This is a genomic window from Nostoc sp. LEGE 12454 (genome assembly GCF_056620565.1).
Window position 1 is genome coordinate 113004 of the sequence record NZ_JBWQXL010000004.1, and the last position, 22943, is coordinate 135946.

Here is a 22943-nt window from a genome sequence, read left to right on the forward strand (position 1 = left end):
ACAAGCGATCGCTCAAATGTGATACATACACCATGACTTGATTGGAGGCTGTATGTCATCATTTGATTAGACTCGTTTTCAAAAGTTTTTGGTTTAGGCAAAATAGGACGGTGCAGCCAAAGTCAATTCTAAAGGGTGCGATCGCATCGGAATTTTAATCATAAACTCTGTTCCCTGACCAGGTGCAGAGATACACGTTATCTGACCACCATGTTTAGAGACAATAATTTCCTGGCTAATCGACAAGCCTAAACCCGTGCCTCTACCCACGGGTTTTGTTGTAAAGAAGGGGTCAAATAGACGTTCGCGTACTTCTTCTGTCATACCGGGGCCAGTATCGCCAATCCTAATAGTCACAAAATTATTGTCAGTTACTTCGGTGCGAATCCGAATCGTGCTGCGGCACAAGTAAATTTCCTGGGGCGATCGCTGTTTGTCATACTCCTCCAAAGCATCAATTGCATTCGCCAATAGATTCATAAACACTTGGTTGAGTTGTCCTGCATAACACTCCACAAGCGGTAGGTCGCCATACTCTTTAACGAGTTGAATTCCTAGTTGGTTAGAGCTGCCTTTAAAGCGATTGTGCAAAATCAGCAGCGTGCTATCTAGCCCAGCGTGAATATCCACCAGCTTCATTTGGGCTTCATCCACGCGAGAAAAAATCCGTAACGACTGAATAATCTCGCGGATGCGGTCAGCCCCAACCTTCATCGAACTCAGCAATTTAGGTAGGTCTTCACTCAGAAATTCTAAATCTATCGCCTCAGTAAGTTGTTGAATTTCAGGTAGCGGTGAGGGAGTGTACTTAGCATAGAGGTTCAAGAGGTCGAGCAAGCCTTGGGTATATTCATAGGCGTGAGTCAGATTTCCATAGATAAAGTTGACGGGATTGTTAATTTCATGGGCGACACCCGCCACCAATTGTCCCAGACTGGACATTTTTTCACTATGAACCAGTTGGCTTTGAGTTTCTTGAAGTTCGCGAAAGGCAAGTTCTAGCCGATTGGCTTGTTCTCGATAGCGTGCTTCTGATTCTTGTAATGCTTGCTCTGTACAAATACGCTCTTGGATTTCCTGTTGCAACAGCTGATTAGATTGAAAAAGTGCAGCCGTCCTTTCTTCCACGCGTTCTTCTAACTCAGATGTCAGTTTTAAGAGGGCGTTCTCTGCTTTAGTTCGTTCTTGAATCTCCTGTGCCAGATGCACATTTTGTTCTTGCAGTTTCTTAGTCAGGTTTCGGATGCTTAAATGGATTTTGACACGGGCTAAAACTTCTTCATGTTGAAGCGGCTTAGTGATGTAATCCACCGCTCCAAGATTCAACCCTCTGACCTTATCCACTGTCTCAGAAAGCGCCGTCATAAAGATTACGGGGATGTCTTTAGTTGATTCTTGAGCTTTCAAATGCTGGCAAGTTTCAAACCCATCCATACCAGGCATGAGTACATCTAACAAAATTAGATCGGGGAGAGCATATTCGACCTGTTCAATTGCATCCTCGCCATCTTGCGCTACTAGAACTTGGAAGCCAGAATCAGCCAAGAAATCAAATAACACTCCTAAATTTGTCGGGTTGTCATCAACGATTAAGATAATGCCATTTTCAATGTTTGTAATACTCATTAATTTACTCCTATATTTTTTAAAATCTCACGGATTTTTTTAACTTGAAAACCTTTTGCTAATTGACGCAACTCTAGAGAAAAAGGTGCATATTTAACATCCAATTTTTCCAAGCGATCGACTTGCTCTACAATACCTTTGAGATCGCCTTTCATTGCTAAATTCAATAGAGTGGCTATTTCCTCTGCGGAGGGAGCTACCAATGATTGCTGAGAATTTTCTTCTTGATTACCTTTTGATACTTGAGTTTCACCATCTTCATAAATCCATTCCAGTTTTAAGTGATACTGTAACTTTTCTAAAAGCTCTGTTATGCGGATGGGCTTAGGTAGAAAATCATTGCAACCCGCTTCCTTACTTTTGTTGAGATCGAAATCAAAAACGCTGGCAGAAGTGCCAATTACGATCGCATCCTTTAGTTCAGGCGATCGCCGAATGCGACGAGTAGTTTCAAAGCCATTCATTTGAGGCATCAACAAATCCATTAAGATACAATCGGGATTCGATTCAGATGCCTTATTGAGACAATCCTGGCCATCGATTGCTTCCACAATTTCAAATCCTAAAGGCGATAGCATCTTAACCAAAATTGCACGATTTTCTGCTCTATCATCTGCCACGATAACTTTCCGCTTATCGCCTTTAAAACTTTGGATATTTCGTTGCTCTTTTTTGACAACATCAGCGTATTGAGAAACTTCAGGTAAATCTAAATCAAAGAAGAAAACGCTCCCTTTCCCTAAAGTACTCTTCACCTGGATTTCCCCACCCATCATCTGAACTAATTGACGGGTAATTGCCAGTCCCAATCCCGTTCCTTCTGCTTTGCGATCGCGATCTCCTACCTGCTGGAATGGCAAAAATATCTCTTCTAATTGCTCTGGTGCCATGCCAATTCCTGTATCTTCCACCTGGAACCGAATTCTACCTTCCTGATAGCCGACTTTGAAAGCCACGCCTCCAGTTTCAGTAAACTTAACGGCATTACCCAGTAAGTTAATCAAAGCTTGTCGCAACCGTTTTTCATCAGCCTTGACACCTATAGGAAGTTGAGTAATCTCTTCAAAAATTAAGCAAATACCTTTTTGTTCGGCGCGGATACGGCAGATTTCGGCAATGCCTTCGAGAAATTCTGGAAAATGAAAATCTGTTAGGTGGAGTTCCATTTTTCTCGCTTCAATTTTAGAGAGGTCTAAAATGTCATTGATCAGGTTCAAAAGGTGGTCGCCACACTGATGAATAATATTCACACCATCTTTTTGTGAGTTAGTTAAACTTTTTTCACGCTTGAGGATTTGGGCATAACCCAAAATGCCATTAAGTGGTGTTCTCAGTTCATGGCTCATGTTGGCAAGAAAATCACTTTTAGCGCGGTTGGCTGATTGGGCGATTTCTTCTGCTTTTTGCAGATGCACATTTTTTTCCTGTAACTCTAAAGTTCGCTCTTGCACTTTAGCTTCTAAGTTAGTGTTGGCTAATTTTAAATCTTTATAAAGACGAGCATTTTCAATGGAAATCGCCGCTTGAGAAGATAACAGTTGTAATACTTCTAAGCGATCTGATGTAAATGCGTCAATAGTCAAATTATTTTCTAAATAAAGAATGCCACTAAGTTTTCCTTGATGGATGAGCGGTGTACATAAAACCGATTTAGGTTTATGGGTGACGATGTATCTATCTGTGGTAAATGTTCCTTCACGAGTTGCATTGCTGAGGACAACATTTTCTTTAGTTCGGGCTACATAGTTAATCAGTGAAATTGGTAACTGTTGACTGGTTGATACTGGAATTCCTTGTAGCACAGTTATATCGTTTTTGTCTACTGCTCCTGATGCTTCTATTAACAAGTCTCCTGATTTTTCTAAAATTAAGTAGCCTGTTTGAGCGCCAGCATTTTCTAGCACAATTGTCATTAATTTAGTTAGCAAATTGCTCAAAACTATTTCTCCAGAAAGAGCTTGAGATGCTTTCATAACTGTGGCTAAATCCAGCGAGTCTGAAGCATTTTCACTCGTAGAGTTAATTATCCGAGTTACGTTCGTACTGACGCTTTCTCGCTTTGATATCCGAAATAGTTGAGGATATCTTTTTTCCAAGTCTTTAACTTTTGCCTTGGCTCCCCAGCAACCATATCCATAGTAGGCATCGCTGAGATAGGTATTAGCAACTTTCTCTCTACCACAAGCAAAATAGAACTCTGCTGCTAGTTCCGAGGCTAGGGCTTCTTCTTGAATATATCCATGTTCTCTGGCTCCAGTTATGGCTCGATCGTAAAATGCGATCGCTTTGGCATCTTGTTGCAATATTCGCGCCTTTTCTGCTTCCACTAGATCGTATTTATGCTGATAGTTCGCAGGAGAATGCAACGCCCATTGCTTCATTTTTTTCTGCTGCGCTGCTACTTGACTGAAATATTGTTGGCGATCGCTTTGTGATGCGCTGGGATACAAAGCTAGGAGAGTCAGAGAGGAGTAGAACTTATGTTCGGCTCTGTACATCAACCCTCGTCCACCTTGTTCGTATTTTTCTGCCAGCAAGGCATCCTCAGCAGCGCGATCGTAATTTTTAAATAAATAACCCAGAATCAGTTTAGAAACATAGATCGGATAAATAGCCATATAATTATTGCTATTTATCAGAATTGGCAACATTTTATTTTCATCAAAACTTTCGCCAATTAATCGATATGGTTCCGATGTTTTTTTAATTAAATTCAAGCCTGTCTGTCGAACTATCTTAGCATAAATAATTTGAAACTCTTGTTTCGTTCTTTGCATCAAAGCAATATAATGCGCTTGTTTCTGGAGAGCTATTTCTAGATTTTCACCGATAAAAAACAAATGCGTACAATAAAAACAAGCCGAGTAAGAAGCATACTCTAAATCTCCTGTTTCCAGCCCTTTTTGTACACCCTCAATTAACGGTTCTATAGTATTAATAGCTGGTTCTTTCCAATGCCTGATAAAATAATTAAATGTTTCATAGATTTTCGCCGTCATTTCCTTAGCATTGAATTGATTCAACAGCTTTAAGCCTAGCTGACCAAATTGATAGCCAGAATCTATATCTTCAAAAACGCCACATAGGAACATTCCATAAAGTACATACGTATAAGATGACATAGGAGAGTTCCCATATTTGAGACAGAGATTGGTCATTTTAAAAACGACCTGGGGATAAAGTTCGGGAGCTGCAATATAAACCGGAGGAATCAGGTTGATTAAGACTCGCAGTGCGGCTAATTTATAAACATCAGTCATTTCTGGCAATTCTGTTAAATCCTCAATTCGTTTTCCTCCTAAATTCAATCTAGTCAGTCTCGTCGGAGGGGTTTCCGATAAAGGCAACCCTAGCATTTTTAGCACTTGTAATCCGGTATTTAACGCAGCTTGCATTTGGTTTTTAGCAATATAAAACTGCATTTTTGTCTCATACACCTGGACTCGATCGAGTAGGGTTTTTGCCTGGGATAAAACTACATTAGAAAGTATTTCTGCTCGCTCGAAATTAGTGTTGAGGAATTCTACTGCTGCTGTTTCTACATAGAGGTTGAGTGTCATGTCATACTGACACTGCCAACTATCTGCTGCAAGTAGTTCCAAACCTACATTTAAATATTTAACAGATGATTCATACGCTGTTGCTGCTTTTGCTTTCTGTCCAGCTATAAGATTGAGTTGAGCCAGTCTATCTTTTTGAGGCTGTTGGGTGATGAATTCAGCACCAACATTCAGTTGGTTGACAATTTCAAAAATGTTTTCTTCAATGTCCGTTTCTGAGGTATGTATTAGTAGCAATTCACCAATTTTTAGATGAGTCTGTTTTTTCTGGTCATCTGGAATGAGAGAATAAGACGCTTGCTGTACCCGGTCGTGTAAGAACTTATAGGTAATGGGTGATGGGTGATGATTAATGGGCGATCGCCTGTTCTCAGTCTCCATTTCTTCTGAGTCGAAAACGAGCGGTGTTTTGTAGGAATTGTTGAGGGGTAGAACCAAACCTGATTGCAGAGCTTCCCACAAATCGGCTGCTGTTTCTGACTGAGATGTTTTATTAATCATCGCCAACATATCTAAAGTAAATTTGTCTCCAATGCAGGCGGCAAACTTTAATACATTCTGTGTTTTTTCAGATAGCTTTTGAATTTGACTGACCATCAATTCAACAACATTATCAGTTATATTAACTCCCTGAATAAATTCAATATTCCATTGCCAAAAACCGCGTTCAAAATCAAAGTATAATAAGTTATCTTGATAAAGAGATTTGAGTAACTGAGTTAAGAAAAAGGGGTTGCCTTGGGTTTTTGTAAAAACTAACTCAGCTAACGGCTTTACCTTTAAAAGTTCACTACGAAGAGTATCGGCTACTAACTGATTGACATGAGCGATATCCAAAAGCTGGAGGATAATGTTATTTACGATCGCACCAGTTTGTTGAATCTCCTCCAAGGTCTGAATCAAAGGATGAGTGGCATTTACCTCGTTATCTCGATATGCACCAATTAGTAATAGATATTGGCTATCTGGATCGGTCATAATTAACTGGATAAGCTTGAGGGAAGCTGAATCCGCCCACTGCAAGTCATCGAGAAACAAAACTAGCGGATGTTCGGGTTGACTAAATACATGAATGAATTGTTGAAACACCCGATTAAATCGGTTTTGTGATTCTGACGACCCTAATTGAGGAACTGCTAGCTGCGGGCTAATAATCCGTTCTAATTCGGGAATAACGTCTATAATCACTTGAGCGTTGGAGCCAAGGGCATCTATTAATTTTGATTTCCAAACGGCTATTTGGTCATCGGTTTCTGTTAGCAATTGCCGCATCAAATCTTGAAATGCTTGAATTAGAGAAGCAAAAGGAATATTCCGTTTGAACTGGTCAAATTTACCGGAGATAAAATAACCCCGCTGGCGCACAATCGGTTTGTGAACTTCGTAAACTAAGCACGATTTACCGATGCCTGAGTAACCAGAAACTAGCATCATTTCTGTACTACCAGAACTGACGCGATCGAATGCTTCTAACAAAGTAGCAACTTCTATTTCCCGTCCGTAGAGTTTTTGCGGGATGGAAAATTGGCTGTATGAATCTAGTTGACCGACAATAAAATGGGAAATCTCGCCATCCGTCTGTAACTGAGTCAGACAGGTTTCTAAATCGGCTTTTAGCCCGAGAGAGCTTTGATATCTATCTTCAGCAGTTTTCGCTAACAATTTCATTACAATGTCAGAAACCGCTGAAGGAATTTTGGGATTGAACTCTTGAGGCGCTATTGGTGTTTTGGCAATATGACAATGAACAAATTCTAGAGAGTCAGCGGCATTAAAGGGCAGCGCACCTGTCAGCATTTCATAAAAAGTAACGCCTAAAGAATAGAAGTCGGTACGGTAATCAATTGACCGATTCATTCGTCCGGTTTGCTCCGGTGACATATAGGCGAGAGTGCCTTCTAATAAATTGGGATTGCTGATACTTTGATTTTCTTTTTCTAACCGCGATGCAATACTGAAGTCGATAATTTTAACTTGTCCGGTTTTTGCGTTAATAACTATATTGTCAGGTTTAATATCTTTATGAATAATCTTGGCTTGATGCAGTTGAGTGAGAGTGGATGCTAGCTGAATGGCTATTGTGAGAAATTCTGTTAATGATAATTGGCGATCGCTAATATACTTTTTCAGAGATTCTGCACCAAAGTCTGCCAAAATTAGGGCTAGACCGTTATGATGATTTTCTAAAGCTAGGGACTTGACAATTCCTTCTATATCTACCAATGTCTGCGATATTTTATATTCATGTCTGAGTCGGGTTAGTTCTTCGAGGCTGGGATACTCAGCTTTCAGGGCTTTAACGATCGCAAGACTTCGATCTGACTGCTTGGAAGCTCGATAAATAACGGTATTCACACCTTCATGCAGAGCTTCAATAAAGTTGTAACCGGGAAGGACAGGTATCATTTTTCTAAGCCTAAGTAGTACGATGAACTGGGTATGATGCTAATGAACGTTATCCACAACTGTCAAATAAAAGGACAATCAAGTGCTTTCTTTAGCATTCCCAGCCAGCCCAAAATTTCTCTAAGGCTAAATAAAGCTCAACATTTGGAAATATACGTTTGCGTTAAAGCTTATTATTCTTTCAAGACGCGATAAATCGCGTCTCTACATCTGGGTTTTGTTGCTCATTCTGAACTGTATAGACGCTGCGCTATCGGCTTTTCGGTCAGAATACCCAACTGAATTATGTATTGATAACGATCTCATATTTTTAATAGTAGGACTTACGCAAAAATCGCCCAAAAGCTTAATTTGTCGAACCGCCAAGACGCCAAGACGCCAAGAATTCGTAAAGTGTGCGTAAGTCCTAAATAGATATCTTGCAAAAGTTATTTTTACAAGATGTTGGGGAAAGGTTACTGGGTTTGGGAAAATTCCACACCTTTACCCGAATGGCACTAAAAAAGCCCAAAGGCTTGTGTCCTCTTGTTCCCAGCCTGGAGGCTGGGAATGGATTTAAAAGAGGCTCTGCCTCTTGTCAAGCTACTGGAAGCGGAGCCTGCCAGAATGGGTTCCCTGCCTAGAGGCAGGGAACCAGTCATACCAGTCAGAGCAAGGGCTGTATCTTTTCTTAGTGCCATTACCCTTTACCCCTTACCGAATGGCACGCTTGATAAGCGTAAATCTCTGGTATTACTGGATGAAAGGGTGTGGGGTTGCAGGTTCGGGTGTAGGGAATTAGAAAGATGTTGAACTTTTTGACGTACTCGCATTCAATTGTCTGAAACACACTCAGCCTACACCCTATCCCCAACACCCTGCCCTGACGACGTTTCACCTTTTCTTAGTGCCATTCACCCCTTACCCTTTTCCCCACAATGCCAAGAAGTCTAAAGATTAAAGCATAATCAAACCCAGTCGCACACCCACAGCAACAGCCTCAGTGCGGCTGGAGACAGTGAGCTTTTGAAAAATGGATGAGAGATGAAATTTGACGGTATGCTCAGAAATATGCAGGTGTTTCGCGATCGCTTTATTTCCCAACCCCGATCCAAGCATTCCTAAAACCTCTATCTCCCGTGGTGTCAAGCTTTGTACGGGATTTGTTACTATTTTTTCGCGGATAGACAGTAATTCTACAGCATCCGGGTGCAGCACCAGTAAACCAAAAGCGATCGCTTCCACAGCCGCAACAATTTCTGACTCTGTACTAGTACTGGGCAATATTCCCCGGATACCAGAACGTAACGCTGTCTCTAAGTCGATGCTGTCGAGTTCTTCAACAATGACGATCGTTGCAAATGGATATTGCTGTTCTTGAATAACTAGCAATTTTTCCCACACCGCTTGTTGAAAATTACCGCTCAAATCTACCAGCACGACATCCGGCTGTAATTGTCCAACTTCAATCGCCAAGACATCCAAATCGGATGCACTCCCCACAACCGTCAACCGAGGATTGGTAGTTACCACAGCTGATAACCCTGCGCGCACCACAGGGGAAGTAGCAACTACCATCACTCGGATCATGTCGCCTCCACAGCAGTTCGATCGGACTGCACGGCAACATAAATCACGAATTGCTGTCTACCCCGTAGGAGTTGTAGCGGCACAGATCCTTTACTTTCATGGAGATATTTGGTTAAGTCATTCATGCTAGTGAATAATCGCCCCGAAACTCCAATTAAAACATCGCCGATTTGTACACCAGCATTTTCTGCCGCACTATTAGGTGAAATTGACAGCACCAATAAACCCAAGCTACGCCTACTTAAAAGCACAGGTTGCAGTGTAACTCCCAGCTGCGGACGACTATTTCCCTGTAAAAAACGCTCAACGGTGTTGCTGGGAACTGCCACAGCCAAACCATTAACAATCATCGTATTAATTCCCACGACTCGTCCGAGACAGTCGGCAAGTGGCCCGCCAGAGTTTCCAGGATACAGCTGCAAATCAGCCATAACTGCTCGTGGATTATTTGCATAGATAATTCCAGTTGTCACAGCGCCACTGTCAGCAAAGGGATTACCCACCGCCAAGACTAATTCACCGACTCGTAGCGCTTCAGAATTGCCGATAGTTGCAGCAGTTAAATCAGTGGCAACAATTTTTAGAGCTGCTAAATCTTGCTGCGGATCGAATTGAGTCCGCACCGCATCAAATACCCTTCCATCTGCCAATTCCACAGTTGCGCGGTTGCTGGTTGCGACATGGGCATTAGTGATAATTAGTCCGTCAGGTTGCCAAATGACACCAGAACCGACTCCCAGAGAGCCGCTTTTTACTTTAACAGTGCGATCGCGTAGTTTAGCAGCTACCTCTGTCAATTCAGCAGCGACGTTAATTAATGTTGTGTTTGCCATGTTATACAATTTTTGAGCGTGTCAAAGTAAAATCAGTCAAACGTTCGAGCAAAAAGGTCGAAATTCCAAGTTCAGAAGCTCAACGTTCGAGCAAAAAAGTGGAACTTCCGAGTTCAGAGGCTCAACGTCCGAGCAAAAAGGTGGAAGTTTCGAGTTCAGAAGCTCAACGTCCGAGCAAAAAGGTGGAAGTTCCGAGTTCAGAGGCTCAACGTTCGAGTAAAAAGGTGGAAGTTCCGAGTTCAAAGGCTCAACGTTCGAGCAAAAAGGTGGAAGTTCCGAGTTCAAAGGCTCAACGTTCGAGTAAAAAGGTGGAAGTTCCGAGTTCAAAGGCTCAACGTTCGAGTTCCAAATTACGAATTACGAATTACGAATTACGAATTACACAGGTCGTTCGCCAACTGCGATCGCTAACTCAATTAAGACTCCACCCCGGACAACTTGCACATTGATAGCTTTACCAATGCGATCGCTACTATTGAGCAACGCCAACACATCACCTGTATCGCCCACAGTTACGCCATCGAATGTTACCAAAACATCGCCAAGCAGTATACCTGCATTGTCAGCAGGCCCCGCAGCCTCAACGTTGACAACAATTACCCCAGTTGCCGAACTTAAATTGAGAGCAGTTTTCAGGTTATTTGGTAAACGTACAGGTTGCATTCCCACACCCAAGTAGCCTTTAGAAATGCGTCCTTTTGCTACTAATTGGTCAACCACGCGATCGACTGTCGCAGTGGGAATTGTCAGAGCAGTACCACGCCGCCCCGATGTATTCATCCCTACCACAAAACCAGCCGCATCTACGAGCGGCCCACCCGCAAACCCAGAGTAAAGGGTGATGTCTGGGCGGATAAATTGGTCAATATTCCCGCCATTCATACTCCGCCAAGCACCGCTAACCACACTCACTGCACCCATAGCCGCCCTTAAGTCACCTTCGCCACCTCTTGCCAGTCCCAGTACCAGATGACCAACTTTGAGCGTTTTAGCATCGCCAACTTTTGCCACAGGTATTTCTGTATTTTCTAGTTTAAAAACAGCGATATCGGTGCTAGAGTCATGACCGACGAGTGTTACTGGTGCAGTACTACCATTTGATAAGGTAATCGTGATATCGTCATAGCGCTGGAGGCACTCATCAGAGGTAACAATAATGCCATTACGCCAATGAATGCCGCTTGGGGAAACACGTGTACCCCCATTCACCGCAACCACAGCACTTCCAGCTTGTTCTACGGTATCAGCTAAACTGTTGGACAAAGCTAGTAATGAAGACATAAGATTTTTGTGCGAACGTTTTTAGATATTCAGATCGTGCCGTTTTCTCAACACAGATGACATCAGAAAAATGGGGAGTAATTCACCCTAGAAAAATGGCTAGGATTTACATTATGTCCGGGTAATTAGTTGTGATTCCCATAGTCATTGCACCCCACCCCCAGCCCCTCCCCGCCGGCCTACGGTGTATACACAAGTCGCTTCATCTGCACGTTTGTTGTATCGCCCCGCACGTTTGTTGCATCGCCCTGTACGTTTGTTGTATCGCCCCGCACGTTTGTTACATCGCCCTGCACGTTTGTTGCATCGCCCCGCACGTTTGTTACATCGCCCTGCACGTTTGTTGCATCGCCCCGCACGTTTGTTGCATCGCCCTACAAAAATTAACCCACCCAACGTTACGCAGCAACTTTAAAAGATTTGTGTATACACGGTAGCCCCGTTGGCGGGGTGGGGTTCTTGGGGTTTAGTAAGTAATCAAGCGGACATGATATTACACCAGCTTTTTGGTGTTGCTGAATTCTTGTGCTTATTGGTGTAGATAATTGGTCTTTCAAGACGCGATTGAATCGCGTCTCTATATCTTGATATTGCGCTATATTATTCAGCTTACGACGACTAGAGTGAGCGCTCAATTTAGCCGTCATACAGAATTCATGCTGAATTCTGACTCCTGACTCCTGAATTCTGTTTCAAGAAACAAATGCACACCCAATCAAAACAAATCAACCTGCTGACTCCATCGAGAAATTTACCTCTCTATGGCAAGAGAATTTTAGTAACAGCACCGAGAAATTATGCTTATAGGTTATCCGAACAAATCATCAAACAAGGTGGTTTACCTATTCTCATGCCTACTATCGAAACCTGCTATTTATCAAACTACACTCAGTTAGATGCCGCTTTAGCCGATATAAACGAATTTGATTGGATTCTCTTCACGAGTCGAAACGGAATCACAGCATTTTTTCAGCGTATAAATGATTTGAATATTCCTATATCTTTAGTACAAAAATGCCACTTATGTGCATTAGGAAAAGATGCAGAAAGCTTATTGTCTTTTTCTGGCAAGGTGGATTTAATTCCAACAGAATCTAGCCCAGCCGGAATTGTAGCTGAATTAGCGAAAATTCCGCAAATTCACGAAAAAAAAGTGCTAATCCCGGCTCCAGAAGTTGTGGGTTTGCCTGAACCTGATGTTGTACCCAATTTGATTACGGATTTGCAACAATTGGGCATAGAAGTAACTCGCGTACCCACATATATTACGCAGGCTTTAGACAAAACTATCTACGGTATGGAATTAAACCTGATACGTGAAGGAATTATTGATGTAATTGCTTTTAGTAGCACGGCGGAAGTAGAAAGCTTTTTGACAATGGTCAACTCGCAAAGCGATTACGAACATTGTGTTGTTGCATGTTTTGGCCCTTACACCACTGCTAATGCCCAAAAGTTGGGTATGAATGTCTTTATCGTAGCTAGAGATTATAGTTCATTTGAGGGATTTGCTGAAGCGATCGCAGCATTTTTTACTCTTACTTCCGATTAAAACGAAGCGTCTCAAGATGTAAAATAATCAACCAGATTTCACTCTAGACTAGCTGCACATAAACCCGTAGTATCGAAAATGGAGTTTATATTGAGTTAGGAATTTTTACATGGCAACTTACAAAGTTACATTGCGTACCCCAGACGGCGAAAAAGTAATTGACGTTCCTGATGATGAGTATATTCTAGAGGTCGCTAACGAGGAAAATGGTCTGGACTTGCCCTATTCCTGTAACGCTGGTTCTTGCTCTACCTGCACCGGCAAGCTGATTTCAGGTTCAATTGACCAATCAGATCAGAATTTCTTAGACAACGATCAAATGGACGAAGGATGGGTTCTCACCTGCGTTGCCTACGCTACTTCTGATTGCGTTATCGAAACCCATCAAGAAGAAGCGCTTAACGCTTAAGAACGGGTAAGGGTTAAGGGGATTAGTGTCATACTTAAGCCCCAACCCTTTTAAAATCTTATTTCTCCGGCTGAAAATGCTGCTCATTGGGTTACTGCCTCCGTTGCTGGCGGTAGAAGGTGTCCATTGTATACGTTACTTCAAAAAAGGTGTGGAAATTAAGCTGCGATCGCAAGTGGTTATAAATGTGCAGCAACGTTTTGATAATTTGCATTCTTTGAAGGATTAGCTAAAACTTACAACCGCTTCCACAATTCCACCACCGACATTCAACAACTACGCGCACAATAGGCGAAGAGTACTAGGGCGTGTCATCAATTAGGTAAACTGGAATCAGAATTGCTAAAAAAGAATCAAGATTCTTGACAACGATGACACGTTGATATGCACTACGAGATGACCAGTGGGAGAAAATCAAAAACCTGCTACCTGGGCGAGAGGGTTATGTGGGAGCCACAGCAAAAGATAATCGATTGTTTGTCGAAGCAGTGTTATTTCGTTACCGAGCAGGCATTCCTTGGCGTGACTTACCATCAAGATTTGGCGATTTTCGTGTGATTCATACTCGCTTCAGCCGATGGTCTAAAGCAGGGCATTTTGATAACAAGCGTAACTGATGACGATCGCATCCACAGAACTTAATATAATTGTCTTGACTTAAATTGCATAAACTTGCATAATAATAAAGCTAATACAATTTATCAAACTAATTAGTAGGCTTTTTAAGCTTATCTACTAGTAGTTTTGGGGTTATAGCGCAGTTGGTAGCGCACCTCAATGGCATTGAGGGGGTCAGCGGTTCGAATCCGCTTAGCTCCACTATTAAAACATAGCTACTCAAAACCTGTTTGTTTTGTGTGAATTGAAGGATAACTTGGACAAGTTGTGCAATAATACCCTTCCAAATCAAGCAAGATTATGCTTGAAATCACAACTAGTTTCAGTTTCTTAAATACGCCCCCACATTAAGATGCGCTTGTAGGGAAAAAAGAACGGGCGCTCATCCTCTAACAACTCGAATAGCTTCTGCTGATAGCGTTCCACAAATCTCTCATAGGTTTGAACATCCAGTAGGGACTCATAAGCCGTTAGCAATGTCCCGCGATACCACTCCACTACGGCTGCTCGTGAGGGCAACACATGCCCATAAATTTGAAGCTTGACTTCCTGCTTGACAAACCCCAATTTATAAAGCATTCGGGCGTATGTTTCTGGAGGAAGTACCTCTAAACGCCGCACATATCCTCTTAATTCTGGACTGAATTCCTGTGCAGTCTCAACTGCTATCTGATGCACTGGCTCACTATCCATCGTTGGTATTTGTACAGCAAGCTGTCCACCAGGTCGCAGTTTTGCCCGCAATTTCTCAAATAAAACCTCATGTCCTGTCAACCACTGCAATGCGGCAAAAGTCCAAGGCAAGCATATCCCATTGACATCCCGTTTTCAAGTAGTAGTATATTGCGTTGCATACTTCTCTAATATCAGTGGTTCGAGGATGCCCCCCGGATTTCGCTGGTGGGATTAAGGGAGCTAGAATTGTCCATTCTGAGTCACTCAGGTCAGTAGAATAAGCCTTTCGAGTCATCTTTTCTACGTAAATACGCTATCTAAACTGTATCGTAGCGTTCTTCTTTTTTCTAATTTCCCATCTTTAGATTTACTTTATAAATAGCCTCTAATATAGTAAGTCACTCCATTGAAACAGCCTATTATTTTAGATATTTAAGGTTGAATATTATCTGCTTCACTATCATTCTAGTTATAAAATATTGTCTGAGTAAGTTAAACTTAATTAGTCATTCTCTTATATCATATCCGGCTAAATACTTGTCATTACTAACGCAGCGATCGCGGAGTGAAATAATCGCATCCGAAGTGATTGCAACTCTTAGAGACGCTCCACTCTGTTCCACTCGCAATGACATATCGTAAGCGATCAAGCTAAAAGTCAGTAGGGTTATTTTTCCTGAAATGTCCAGACTCCTTCATCCCAATCTGATTCTGTTGGGGGTGATTGTAACCAATGCTGACAACGCAACAGATGCAACATAGCAGCTTTGTCCTGGCTGTCTGCTGCCAAAACATTAGCAAATTCGGCTCTGGCACGAGAAAACTGTCGCTGGAGGTAATATTCACGCCCTTTATGATAGTGCTCAATCACTTGCAATTTTTCGCTTTCAATTGGATTGGAACGCAAACCCAGTAATTCGTATATGGCTACTGGTTCGTTTCTACCCTTGACACGAATGTAATCTAGTTCCCTAGCCCAAATATTATCTTGGCAAGGTTTAAAAGTGTTATGGCTAATAATAATATCGCAACCATACTGTTTACTAACACTTTCTAATCGGGAGCCAAGATTAACGCCATCACCAATGGCGGTAAATTCCATCCGTTTACTAGAGCCAATATTCCCACTAATCACGGTATCTGAGTTGATGCCAATACCGATTTTAATTCTGGGCTTATCATCTGTATGGCGACGTTGATTAAATTCGTGTAGGCGATCGCGCATTTCTAAGGATGTTTGTACTGCCATCCAAGCGTGTTCTTCTAATGGTAGAGGAGAACCAAATACAGCCATGATGGCATCGCCGATATATTTGTCAAGAGTGCCTTTATGTTTAAAAACTGCCTCCACCATTGATTCAAAATATTCATTGAGCATACTCACCACTTCTTCTGCTTCCAAGTTTTCTGTTAATGTGGTGTAGCCGCGAATATCGGAAAATAAAATCGAAACTTCTTTGCGATCGCCTCCTAGTTTAGCGTCATCTAATTTCAGCAATTCTTCGGCTAATTCCTGGGTCATGTAGCGGTACATTGTACTCTTGAGCCGCTTTTCATCACTGATGTCTTCCATCACCACCAGCGCCCCCCGGACTTGCTCTTGGTCGCTAGCATCGGCGATTGTGTTAATCGATAAATTGATACTATGTTGTTCTGTACCAGTGGTGATAAGCGTGCGATCGGGGTAATATTGCTGGCGACCTTTTAAGTCAACTGCATGTAAAGCATCCTGATACCACTTGCTAAAGTCGCCTTCTTTGATGGCGATCGCGTCAGTAACTAATTTACCTTCTAAACGGTCATCTACTCCCAGTCCTAGCAAACGTTGAGCGCTTTCATTGGCGGCGATAATTAACCCAGTTTTATCAGTGGAAACCACGCCATTGGAAAGACTACGCAGAATATCCCGTTGCATTTGTTCTTGTTGCTTGACTGTGGCAAACAACTGAGCATTTTGCAGCGCGACTCCCGCTTGAATATTAAAAGCTTCCATGAACTCTTCATCGTTGCGGTCAAAGCTAGCTTGGAAGCAGTCAGGAGCTTTGGGCCAATCAGCTGGATTATAAGGGGGAAAATCCCCGGATTTCTTTTTATTTACGAGTTGGGTAACACCAATCAGTTGTTGATCGGCATTAAATACTGGCATACAAAGCAAGCTACAGGTGCGATAGCCATTTTGCTGGTCTAGTTTTTGGGCTGTTTCTGAGTCAGGATCGTAGTACAAATCAAAGCCAATATTCAGTTTCTTGCCAGAAGCCGCGACTATCCCGGCAAAGCCTTTACCTACGGGGACTCGTAACTCTTTGGTTGAACCATCATCTTGAGTGATTTTCGTCCACAATTCATGACGATCGCGGTCTATTAACCATAGTGTACTGCGATCGGCATTCATCAGTTCCTTGGCTTCATCCATCACCCGCTTGAGGGTGTCTTCTAAGTCAAGACTGCTTTGAGAGAGGGACTTGATTGCCTTCATTAACGCCGCTACTGCTCTTTGTTTTTGAGTAGCTACATAAAAAGAGCGCGAGGACTCTAAAATCAGACAAATCGAAGGGGCAAATTCTTGAAATAATTGTTCGTCAGCACGGGTAAAACCTTTGGTATCAATGCGCTCTGCAAGTGGAGCATCATGATTATTCTTAGATTTTAATTTATTCAGTAATTGTACTACTGCAACTAATTGCCCATGTTCATTTAAGAGTGGCAAAGCTAACATCGTGTAGGTACGGTAGCCAGTTCTCTTTTCTTGTTCTTGGGCAAAATGCGATCGCGGATCGTTATAAAAATCAAAGGGAATATTGATAACTTCTTTAAAAGTGGCGACTTCACCACCAATGCCTTTATTTGCGGGGATGCGAATTTCTAAAGAGCGACCGCCCTCGCCCTCAGCTAGAATTGACCAAAGTTCTTGTTTTTCTTCATCCAACAAAAATATCGTTGTCCGATCTGCCCCCAGTAATTCCCCGGTTTTCAAGGTAATCGAATGCAACATTTCTTGCAAAATAGTTTCAAACCCTTGAGAATCAAGCATTGATAGGGTTTGATGAACAATTTGTAATTTTTGCTCGACATCCTTAACGACCTGTTTAAAAGTATCCTGAGTCAAGGGAGCAAGAAACGTAGAAAAAGTTCCTTGTCTTGTGGCAAGAGCACCCACAGGAGCAGATTTTGCTGGTAATTCGAGGTTTTCTTGGTTGTGAACACCAATAACCAAATCAGTGGTCTCCCCACAACTTCCTTGATACGCTGACATAACTGGTATTTTATATAACAGGATGAGGTTTTAGATTTAACAATGAGATTAAATTTATGTAAGTGGTGTTAAAAGCAACAATTGCTCGACATTATCCATAGTTTAATCGCTTGTTTAGCCAGCGTCATCCTGTGAATAAACGCTCAAGCTGATTACCAACAAGCATGGCTTGACCAAAACCCCTTCCTACTGCGATAAGTGGAGGGTTAGACCCCTCATGTAAACGAGAAAACAATGTTTTCCGCAGGCGAGAGATTGTTAGTGTTGCGTTGTAAGATTTTGCAAGGGCACACTAATGAGCATTGCTGTATCCGTAGGATATAGTTGATTTATCTGAAAAATGCTGAATTTTATAAGTAATTATACGGTCATAGTCTTAACTCTGGCTCAACTGCGATCGCTTCCTGTCGCATATATGTCAGCCGGAAAAAGAAACTGCTGAGTAAAAAATATTAGTACAGGTCGGACCGTAATAAACCACTCTATTTGTCTGTGGTGATGCCTGTGGCCGACTACCAGGGCAAACGCATCTTATTTCCTAATAAAAACTAGACATATAGCAGTCCTAAATCATTTGTAAAAATTATATATCTTTTTCTTTTTTTTTCCCTTTGCGTCCTTGGCGTTCTTCTCTACGAGACGCTGCGCGATGGCGGTTCGTTTCCTTATCTATATTTTTCACGACTCATTTAGGATTGCTATATAAAAGCACATTTCGCATCGATGTTTTTGGTCTAGTCGCTCCCTTGTTTACATAAAATCAGTCAGAATCAGAACTCGAAAAAGGATTTGTACAATAGAAAGAATAAGGATTATCATAATCACGATAGTGAGGTACTGTAAACTTATTATTATCTTCAGAAGCTTTTATTCGACAATATGGTTCTAAATTGAGGTCTATCATATAATCGTTACCACCTCCTAAAGAAGGTTTAACTTCTTTGGTTTTTTTTGAAACCGAAAAATGACAAACCCATCGATGTACTGGATAAGCATGTGGTTTGTTTGTTAAAATCTCAGCCCTTCCTGGTTTTATAGTATCTCCTTTACTCTTGTCAAAAAGAGAGTTATATTTAGCATATTTTTCCATCTGCACTACTATAGTACTGTGCTTACATACTTCGTTCATTTCCATTTTTTTATCAGCATTCTTCTTATTATACTCTTCATTAATATATTCACTAAAAACAGGCGTATATCTCAAATGAATTTCCCTTTTAGATATATTTTTATTGTCATCTTCTATTGAGTATTCACAACTAAATGGTAATAAATTCACATTCTTACTATTCTCGAATGCTTTATAAGAACCAGTTACATTACCTGATTTTTTCTTGGTTTCTAATTCTTCTTCTATCAGTTTTGTGGTCTCTTGACATATTTTATTTTGGTAAGTAGAATCGGAAACTCTACTGATTATAAAATTTTGATATAAATTTCCACTAGTTAAACATACAATCAAAAAAATTAATGAATTGGCAATAAAAGGGTGATTACTTAAAAAATGTGCAAAAAATGTACTATTTATAAACTTAAAATAAGGGGAGTTAGGAAAAACACTATTAAATAAGTTATAAACAATATTATTTTGCTTAGAAGAATTCGAGTCTGGTGTATTAGAAAAATTCGGATCTGGTGTATTAGAGGAATTCGAGTCTGGTGTATTAGAGGAATTCGGATCTGGTTTATTAGGTGTGTTGGACATAACGTTAATTTTTAATTATTTGGATATTTGTTCATTTAATTAAAAACATTGAGAACAAGAAAAAAATTACTCCAGTTATCAAAAGTGATGTTCATGGAAATACATTGAGTCTAATGACGATCCATTTGGTTAAAATCCCTATGTGCTTTCATACAATCTACCTTTATTGACTCATTGTAAGTGCCATCAATCATATCGATTCGGCAGTTATTAAACTCGTGATTTTTAGTCACAGTAATTTCTTGTTCGTTGTAATAGTTTTCACTATTCACACTTGAATACAAATCCTAAATTACTTATTACGTTTTGCGAGAAAAAAATCTATCTTAGGGAATAGTGAGAATGAGAGACCATTTATACAGTAAATCTTTAAGCGGCTAGACGATGTAGCATAATGCCAGTCATAACAACATATATAGTAGGCTTACTCATTTCACAAAGACGTTCGTAATCCTTGCTGAGACGATGATACTGATTGAGCCAGTATCAGTAAACTGTTGAACTGGGTGGGAAGTCTCCAGGAAGCATATTCCATTGGCATCCTGTTTTTAAATGGTAGTAGATGGCATTACATACTTCCCGCATATCAGTTGTGTGTTCGTAAAGCGTCTCCCCTTGGGAGAAAATACCCTCCAGACTTGGCTGCTGGAATTAAAGGAGCGAGAATTTCCCTTCCCATTCTAAGTCGCTAAGGTCGGTAGAATAAGCTTTTGGAGGCATTGCTTACTAAGTACATACACTGTCTTCAAAGTATCCTATCTTTGCCATTTCCCTTAACCCACCACCTTTATATTTACTTTATAAATAGCTTCTAAGGACTAAAGTCCTTACTACCAACTTGCTTATCCATCAATTTAGTCTTGACAGAGTACTACTAGCTCATAGATATGTATTTTTCTACAGATAGAGTTAATTAAAAATATTAAGCACAATATTATCTCAGCCAAACATAAATATAAAATCAGATTCAATCTTTGAGTTGAACCCATATATTACATGGGCTGGAACATTTACCCTATTATTGGAAACCCACAGGATTATTTTAATGAAAAAATTAAATACTCAAGTATTTTTAGGGTTGACAGGTGCATTTTTGGCAGTCGGATATTCCAGTTTGCTAGCTAGAGAAATTCCCATACAGAGTACATCAAACCTCAGAAAGGATTTAGTAGCGCAATTAGAAACCAATCCAAATGTCAATGAGTATTTGGAGAAAAATAAACCAGAAAGTTATAACGCTCTGAAAAGGCAGTTAGATGCAGCGATTGAGGATGCGAAAAAACCGAGTGAAGATAAAGTAATAAAAAATCTTTGGTCATTGTCAAAAAGTAATTCTCAAATAAAGTGGAGAGAAAATAACGGCAAAATTGAATATCTGATGGCGAGTTGGAAATATGTCAAAAACCCAACTGAGGATTGGAAAGTAGGTACAAAAAAAAGCATAGAAGCACGGACTTGGTTAACAGCCGTTCCTCAAGTTAAAGAATTTTGTCAAAACTGTAAGGGTAACGGTATAAATATTCCCGGTAATATTATGCTTTCTCTGAGGTTACAGCAGTATTTAGGCTTAATTTTAAATAGAAATTCAAATAAGACGCATTTTGTCGAAATGTGGGTGAAAGCTGAAGATTTAAGTAGACCATGTGTCGATCCAGAAATTAATGATTCTAGTTGTAATGTTTTTGGTATACCGATTCCTGCTAGTTATCCGATTTTGCAAGAGATATACACAACTTCTTATGCAGTTGCTAATCAAGAACATTATCCTTGGACGGGTTTAGGTTACACCTATGATTGGGGAAATCCGAAAAAACCTCGTGAAGGAGCTAGTGAGTTTCTGATCGATGGAACTAAAGAAAAACCGATAGAAGTAGAAGTTGTTTCAGTCACAGCTACAAAAGAATATTGTAATAATCAATATTTAACGGTAAAAGATTAGAAATGAGCGCTCATGAAACATCTTGAAGGTAAAGTGGCTTTAGTAACAGGTGCTACGCGGGGAATTGGTAGGGGAATTGCCATTGGCCTTGGTGAAGCAGGTGCAACTGTATACATCACGGGTCGCAGCCTCAACAACTCCTCCAGTGATGGGGTTTCAGGGAGTCTTAGTGAAACGAAATCAGCCATTGAGGAAGTCGGTGGTGTATGCATTCCCGTCCAAGTAGACCACAGCGATGATGAGCAGGTGCGTTTGCTTTTCGATCGCATTCAAGATGAGCAAAATGGCCAACTCGACCTACTGGTAAATAATGCCTACTCAGGAGTTCAGGCATTAAAAGACGCTCATGGACAGCCCTTTTGGGATTCTGAACCTAATCTTTGGGATGCTAGTAACAACGTTGGTCTTCGGAGCCACTATGTTGCGAGTGTTTTTGCAGCCCGAATGATGACTAAGCGTAACTCTGGACTCATTTGCACCATTTCCTCATGGGGTAGTATGTTTTATCTCTTTAATACAGTTTATGGCGTTGGCAAAGCAGCTTGCGATCGCCTAGCTGCTAATATGGCTGTTGAGTTAAAACCCCATAACGTCACTTCTGTTTCAATTTGGCCGGGTATTGTTGGTACTGAGCTTTTTTCGCGTTTTGCTTCTGAAATGAATCAAAACAATGCTACTGAAAATAATTTCTCATTTTTAAGCGATCGCTACAATTGGGAAACTCCCTTATTAACTGGACGAGCGATCGCTGCACTTGCTAGTGAGCCAAATATAATCCGCCATACAGGACGCGTGCAGATTGTTGCCGAACTAGCTCAGAAATATAATCTTGTAGATGAAAATGGCGATCGGCCTGCATCGTTACGCTCTCTACGTTTTGTACTACCTGCTGCATTGCCTCTACTGAGAAACTACTCATGGCTCATACCTGATATTAAACTGCCGTGGTCGCTGCTATTATTGAATGCCCTCAGTTCGCCTAAAATTTAATGGGCATCGGGCATGGAGCCAGAAGAGATGCGTCTTAAATAATGCAATAATAAGTCTTTGAACTCCGTTGACGAGTATTTGAACTGGATGAATCCACCTTTTATCTCCGTTGACGAGTATTTGAACTGGATGAATCCACCTTTTATCTCCGTTGACGAGTATTTGAACTGGATGAATCCACCTTTTATCTCCGTTAACGAGTATTTGAACCGGATGAATCCACCTTTTATCTCCGTTAACGAGTATTTGAACCGGATGAATCCACCTTTGAACTCCGTTAACGAGTGTTTGAACTGGATGAATCCACCTTTGATCTCCGTTGACGAGTATTTGAACTGGATGAATCCACCTTTGAACTCCGTTGACGAGTATTTGAACTGGATGAATCCACCTTTGAACTCCGTTGACGAGTATTTGAACTGGATGAATCCACCTTTGATACTCGTGAATCAAAATACCTTCAAACACCTTGATGTATCCTTACTGCTCACCTACTGTCCACCCACTTCAAAATAAGCAAATTTTGT

Annotated in this window: 17 protein-coding genes, 1 tRNA gene and 3 pseudogenes; 10 read left to right on the plus strand and 11 right to left on the minus strand. The window is 41.0% G+C overall.

The window, feature by feature from the left end; translation table 11 throughout:
- Positions 1-93: 93 nt before the first annotated feature.
- The 5 genes from AC1F2U_RS05990 to AC1F2U_RS06010 all read right to left on the minus strand — a co-directional run bounded on the left by AC1F2U_RS05990 (position 94) and on the right by AC1F2U_RS06010 (position 9994).
- Positions 94-1626: a hybrid sensor histidine kinase/response regulator gene (locus AC1F2U_RS05990; RefSeq protein WP_480260276.1), complete on the minus strand. Its 1533-nt coding sequence runs from the start codon at positions 1624-1626 to the stop codon at positions 94-96.
- Entirely contained in the window at positions 1626-7592 is a 5967-nt protein-coding gene (locus AC1F2U_RS05995) for a hybrid sensor histidine kinase/response regulator (RefSeq protein WP_480260277.1), read from the minus strand. The genes AC1F2U_RS05990 and AC1F2U_RS05995 overlap by 1 nt, the downstream gene beginning before the upstream one ends.
- 497 nt (positions 7593-8089) lie before the next feature.
- On the minus strand, positions 8090-8272 hold the full coding sequence (locus AC1F2U_RS06000) for a hypothetical protein (protein WP_480260278.1): 183 nt from the start codon (positions 8270-8272) through the stop codon (positions 8090-8092).
- A gap of 256 nt (positions 8273-8528) precedes the next feature.
- The gene (locus AC1F2U_RS06005; RefSeq protein WP_480260279.1) at positions 8529-9161 is read right to left on the minus strand and encodes a response regulator transcription factor; all 633 of its coding nucleotides are present in this window, start codon (positions 9159-9161) and stop codon (positions 8529-8531) included.
- Positions 9158-9994 carry a S1C family serine protease gene (locus AC1F2U_RS06010; RefSeq protein WP_480260280.1) on the minus strand — a complete coding sequence of 279 codons (837 nt, stop codon included), beginning with the start codon at positions 9992-9994 and terminating at the stop codon, positions 9158-9160. The genes AC1F2U_RS06005 and AC1F2U_RS06010 overlap by 4 nt, the downstream gene beginning before the upstream one ends.
- Positions 9995-10092: 98 nt before the next feature.
- Here AC1F2U_RS06010 and AC1F2U_RS06015 point away from each other — a divergent pair, with 98 nt between their 5' ends.
- Positions 10093-10443 carry a hypothetical protein gene (locus AC1F2U_RS06015; RefSeq protein ID WP_480260281.1) on the plus strand — a complete coding sequence of 117 codons (351 nt, stop codon included), beginning with the start codon at positions 10093-10095 and terminating at the stop codon, positions 10441-10443.
- Here the strand turns inward: AC1F2U_RS06015 and AC1F2U_RS06020 are convergent.
- A complete protein-coding gene (locus tag AC1F2U_RS06020) occupies positions 10373-11275 on the minus strand; it encodes a S1C family serine protease (protein ID WP_480260282.1) in 903 nt (300 codons plus the stop codon). The genes AC1F2U_RS06015 and AC1F2U_RS06020 overlap by 71 nt on opposite strands.
- 184 nt (positions 11276-11459) lie before the next feature.
- On the opposite strand from AC1F2U_RS06020, the gene AC1F2U_RS06025 reads away from it, so the two are divergent.
- The 6 genes and pseudogenes from AC1F2U_RS06025 to AC1F2U_RS06050 all read left to right on the plus strand — a co-directional run bounded on the left by AC1F2U_RS06025 (position 11460) and on the right by AC1F2U_RS06050 (position 14055).
- Positions 11460-11690, plus strand: coding sequence for a hypothetical protein (locus tag AC1F2U_RS06025; RefSeq protein WP_480260283.1), 231 nt, complete (start codon positions 11460-11462; stop codon positions 11688-11690).
- Positions 11691-11978: 288 nt separating this feature from the next.
- Entirely contained in the window at positions 11979-12827 is an 849-nt protein-coding gene (locus tag AC1F2U_RS06030; protein ID WP_480260284.1) for a uroporphyrinogen-III synthase, read from the plus strand.
- 109 nt (positions 12828-12936) lie between these two features.
- On the plus strand, positions 12937-13236 hold the full coding sequence (locus tag AC1F2U_RS06035; protein ID WP_480260285.1) for a 2Fe-2S iron-sulfur cluster-binding protein: 300 nt from the start codon (positions 12937-12939) through the stop codon (positions 13234-13236).
- Between the two features lie 25 nt (positions 13237-13261).
- Positions 13262-13465 carry a hypothetical protein gene (locus AC1F2U_RS06040; protein WP_480260286.1) on the plus strand — a complete coding sequence of 68 codons (204 nt, stop codon included), beginning with the start codon at positions 13262-13264 and terminating at the stop codon, positions 13463-13465.
- A gap of 154 nt (positions 13466-13619) precedes the next feature.
- Positions 13620-13829 (plus strand): annotated as a pseudogene (locus tag AC1F2U_RS06045) (transposase); the annotation flags it as partial.
- A gap of 153 nt (positions 13830-13982) precedes the next feature.
- Positions 13983-14055: transfer RNA gene (locus tag AC1F2U_RS06050), tRNA-Ala, on the plus strand.
- 129 nt (positions 14056-14184) lie between these two features.
- On the opposite strand, the gene AC1F2U_RS06055 is transcribed toward AC1F2U_RS06050, so the two are convergent.
- The 5 genes and pseudogenes from AC1F2U_RS06055 to AC1F2U_RS06075 form a co-directional block, all read right to left on the minus strand.
- Positions 14185-14658 carry a hypothetical protein gene (locus AC1F2U_RS06055; RefSeq protein WP_480260287.1) on the minus strand — a complete coding sequence of 158 codons (474 nt, stop codon included), beginning with the start codon at positions 14656-14658 and terminating at the stop codon, positions 14185-14187.
- A pseudogene (locus tag AC1F2U_RS06060) lies at positions 14645-14824 on the minus strand (transposase); the annotation flags it as partial. The gene AC1F2U_RS06055 and the pseudogene AC1F2U_RS06060, both read right to left, overlap by 14 nt.
- Before the next feature lie 372 nt (positions 14825-15196).
- Positions 15197-17782 carry a GAF domain-containing protein gene (locus AC1F2U_RS06065; protein WP_480260288.1) on the minus strand — a complete coding sequence of 862 codons (2586 nt, stop codon included), beginning with the start codon at positions 17780-17782 and terminating at the stop codon, positions 15197-15199.
- A gap of 760 nt (positions 17783-18542) precedes the next feature.
- Complete coding sequence (locus tag AC1F2U_RS06070) at positions 18543-19487, minus strand: hypothetical protein (RefSeq protein ID WP_480260289.1); 945 nt, start codon at positions 19485-19487, stop codon at positions 18543-18545.
- A 489-nt stretch (positions 19488-19976) separates the two neighbouring features.
- Positions 19977-20207, minus strand: a pseudogene (locus AC1F2U_RS06075) (transposase); the annotation flags it as partial.
- Positions 20208-20532: 325 nt separating this feature from the next.
- Here AC1F2U_RS06075 and AC1F2U_RS06080 point away from each other — a divergent pair.
- The 3 genes from AC1F2U_RS06080 to AC1F2U_RS06090 are packed head-to-tail and all read left to right on the plus strand — an operon-like array spanning position 20533 to position 22932.
- Positions 20533-21426: a hypothetical protein gene (locus tag AC1F2U_RS06080; protein WP_480260290.1), complete on the plus strand. Its 894-nt coding sequence runs from the start codon at positions 20533-20535 to the stop codon at positions 21424-21426.
- Between the two features lie 12 nt (positions 21427-21438).
- Positions 21439-22416, plus strand: a complete 978-nt coding sequence (locus AC1F2U_RS06085) for an SDR family NAD(P)-dependent oxidoreductase (RefSeq protein ID WP_480260291.1) — start codon at positions 21439-21441, stop codon at positions 22414-22416.
- A 57-nt stretch (positions 22417-22473) separates the two neighbouring features.
- Positions 22474-22932 carry a hypothetical protein gene (locus AC1F2U_RS06090; protein ID WP_480260292.1) on the plus strand — a complete coding sequence of 153 codons (459 nt, stop codon included), beginning with the start codon at positions 22474-22476 and terminating at the stop codon, positions 22930-22932.
- Positions 22933-22943 lie beyond the last annotated feature (11 nt).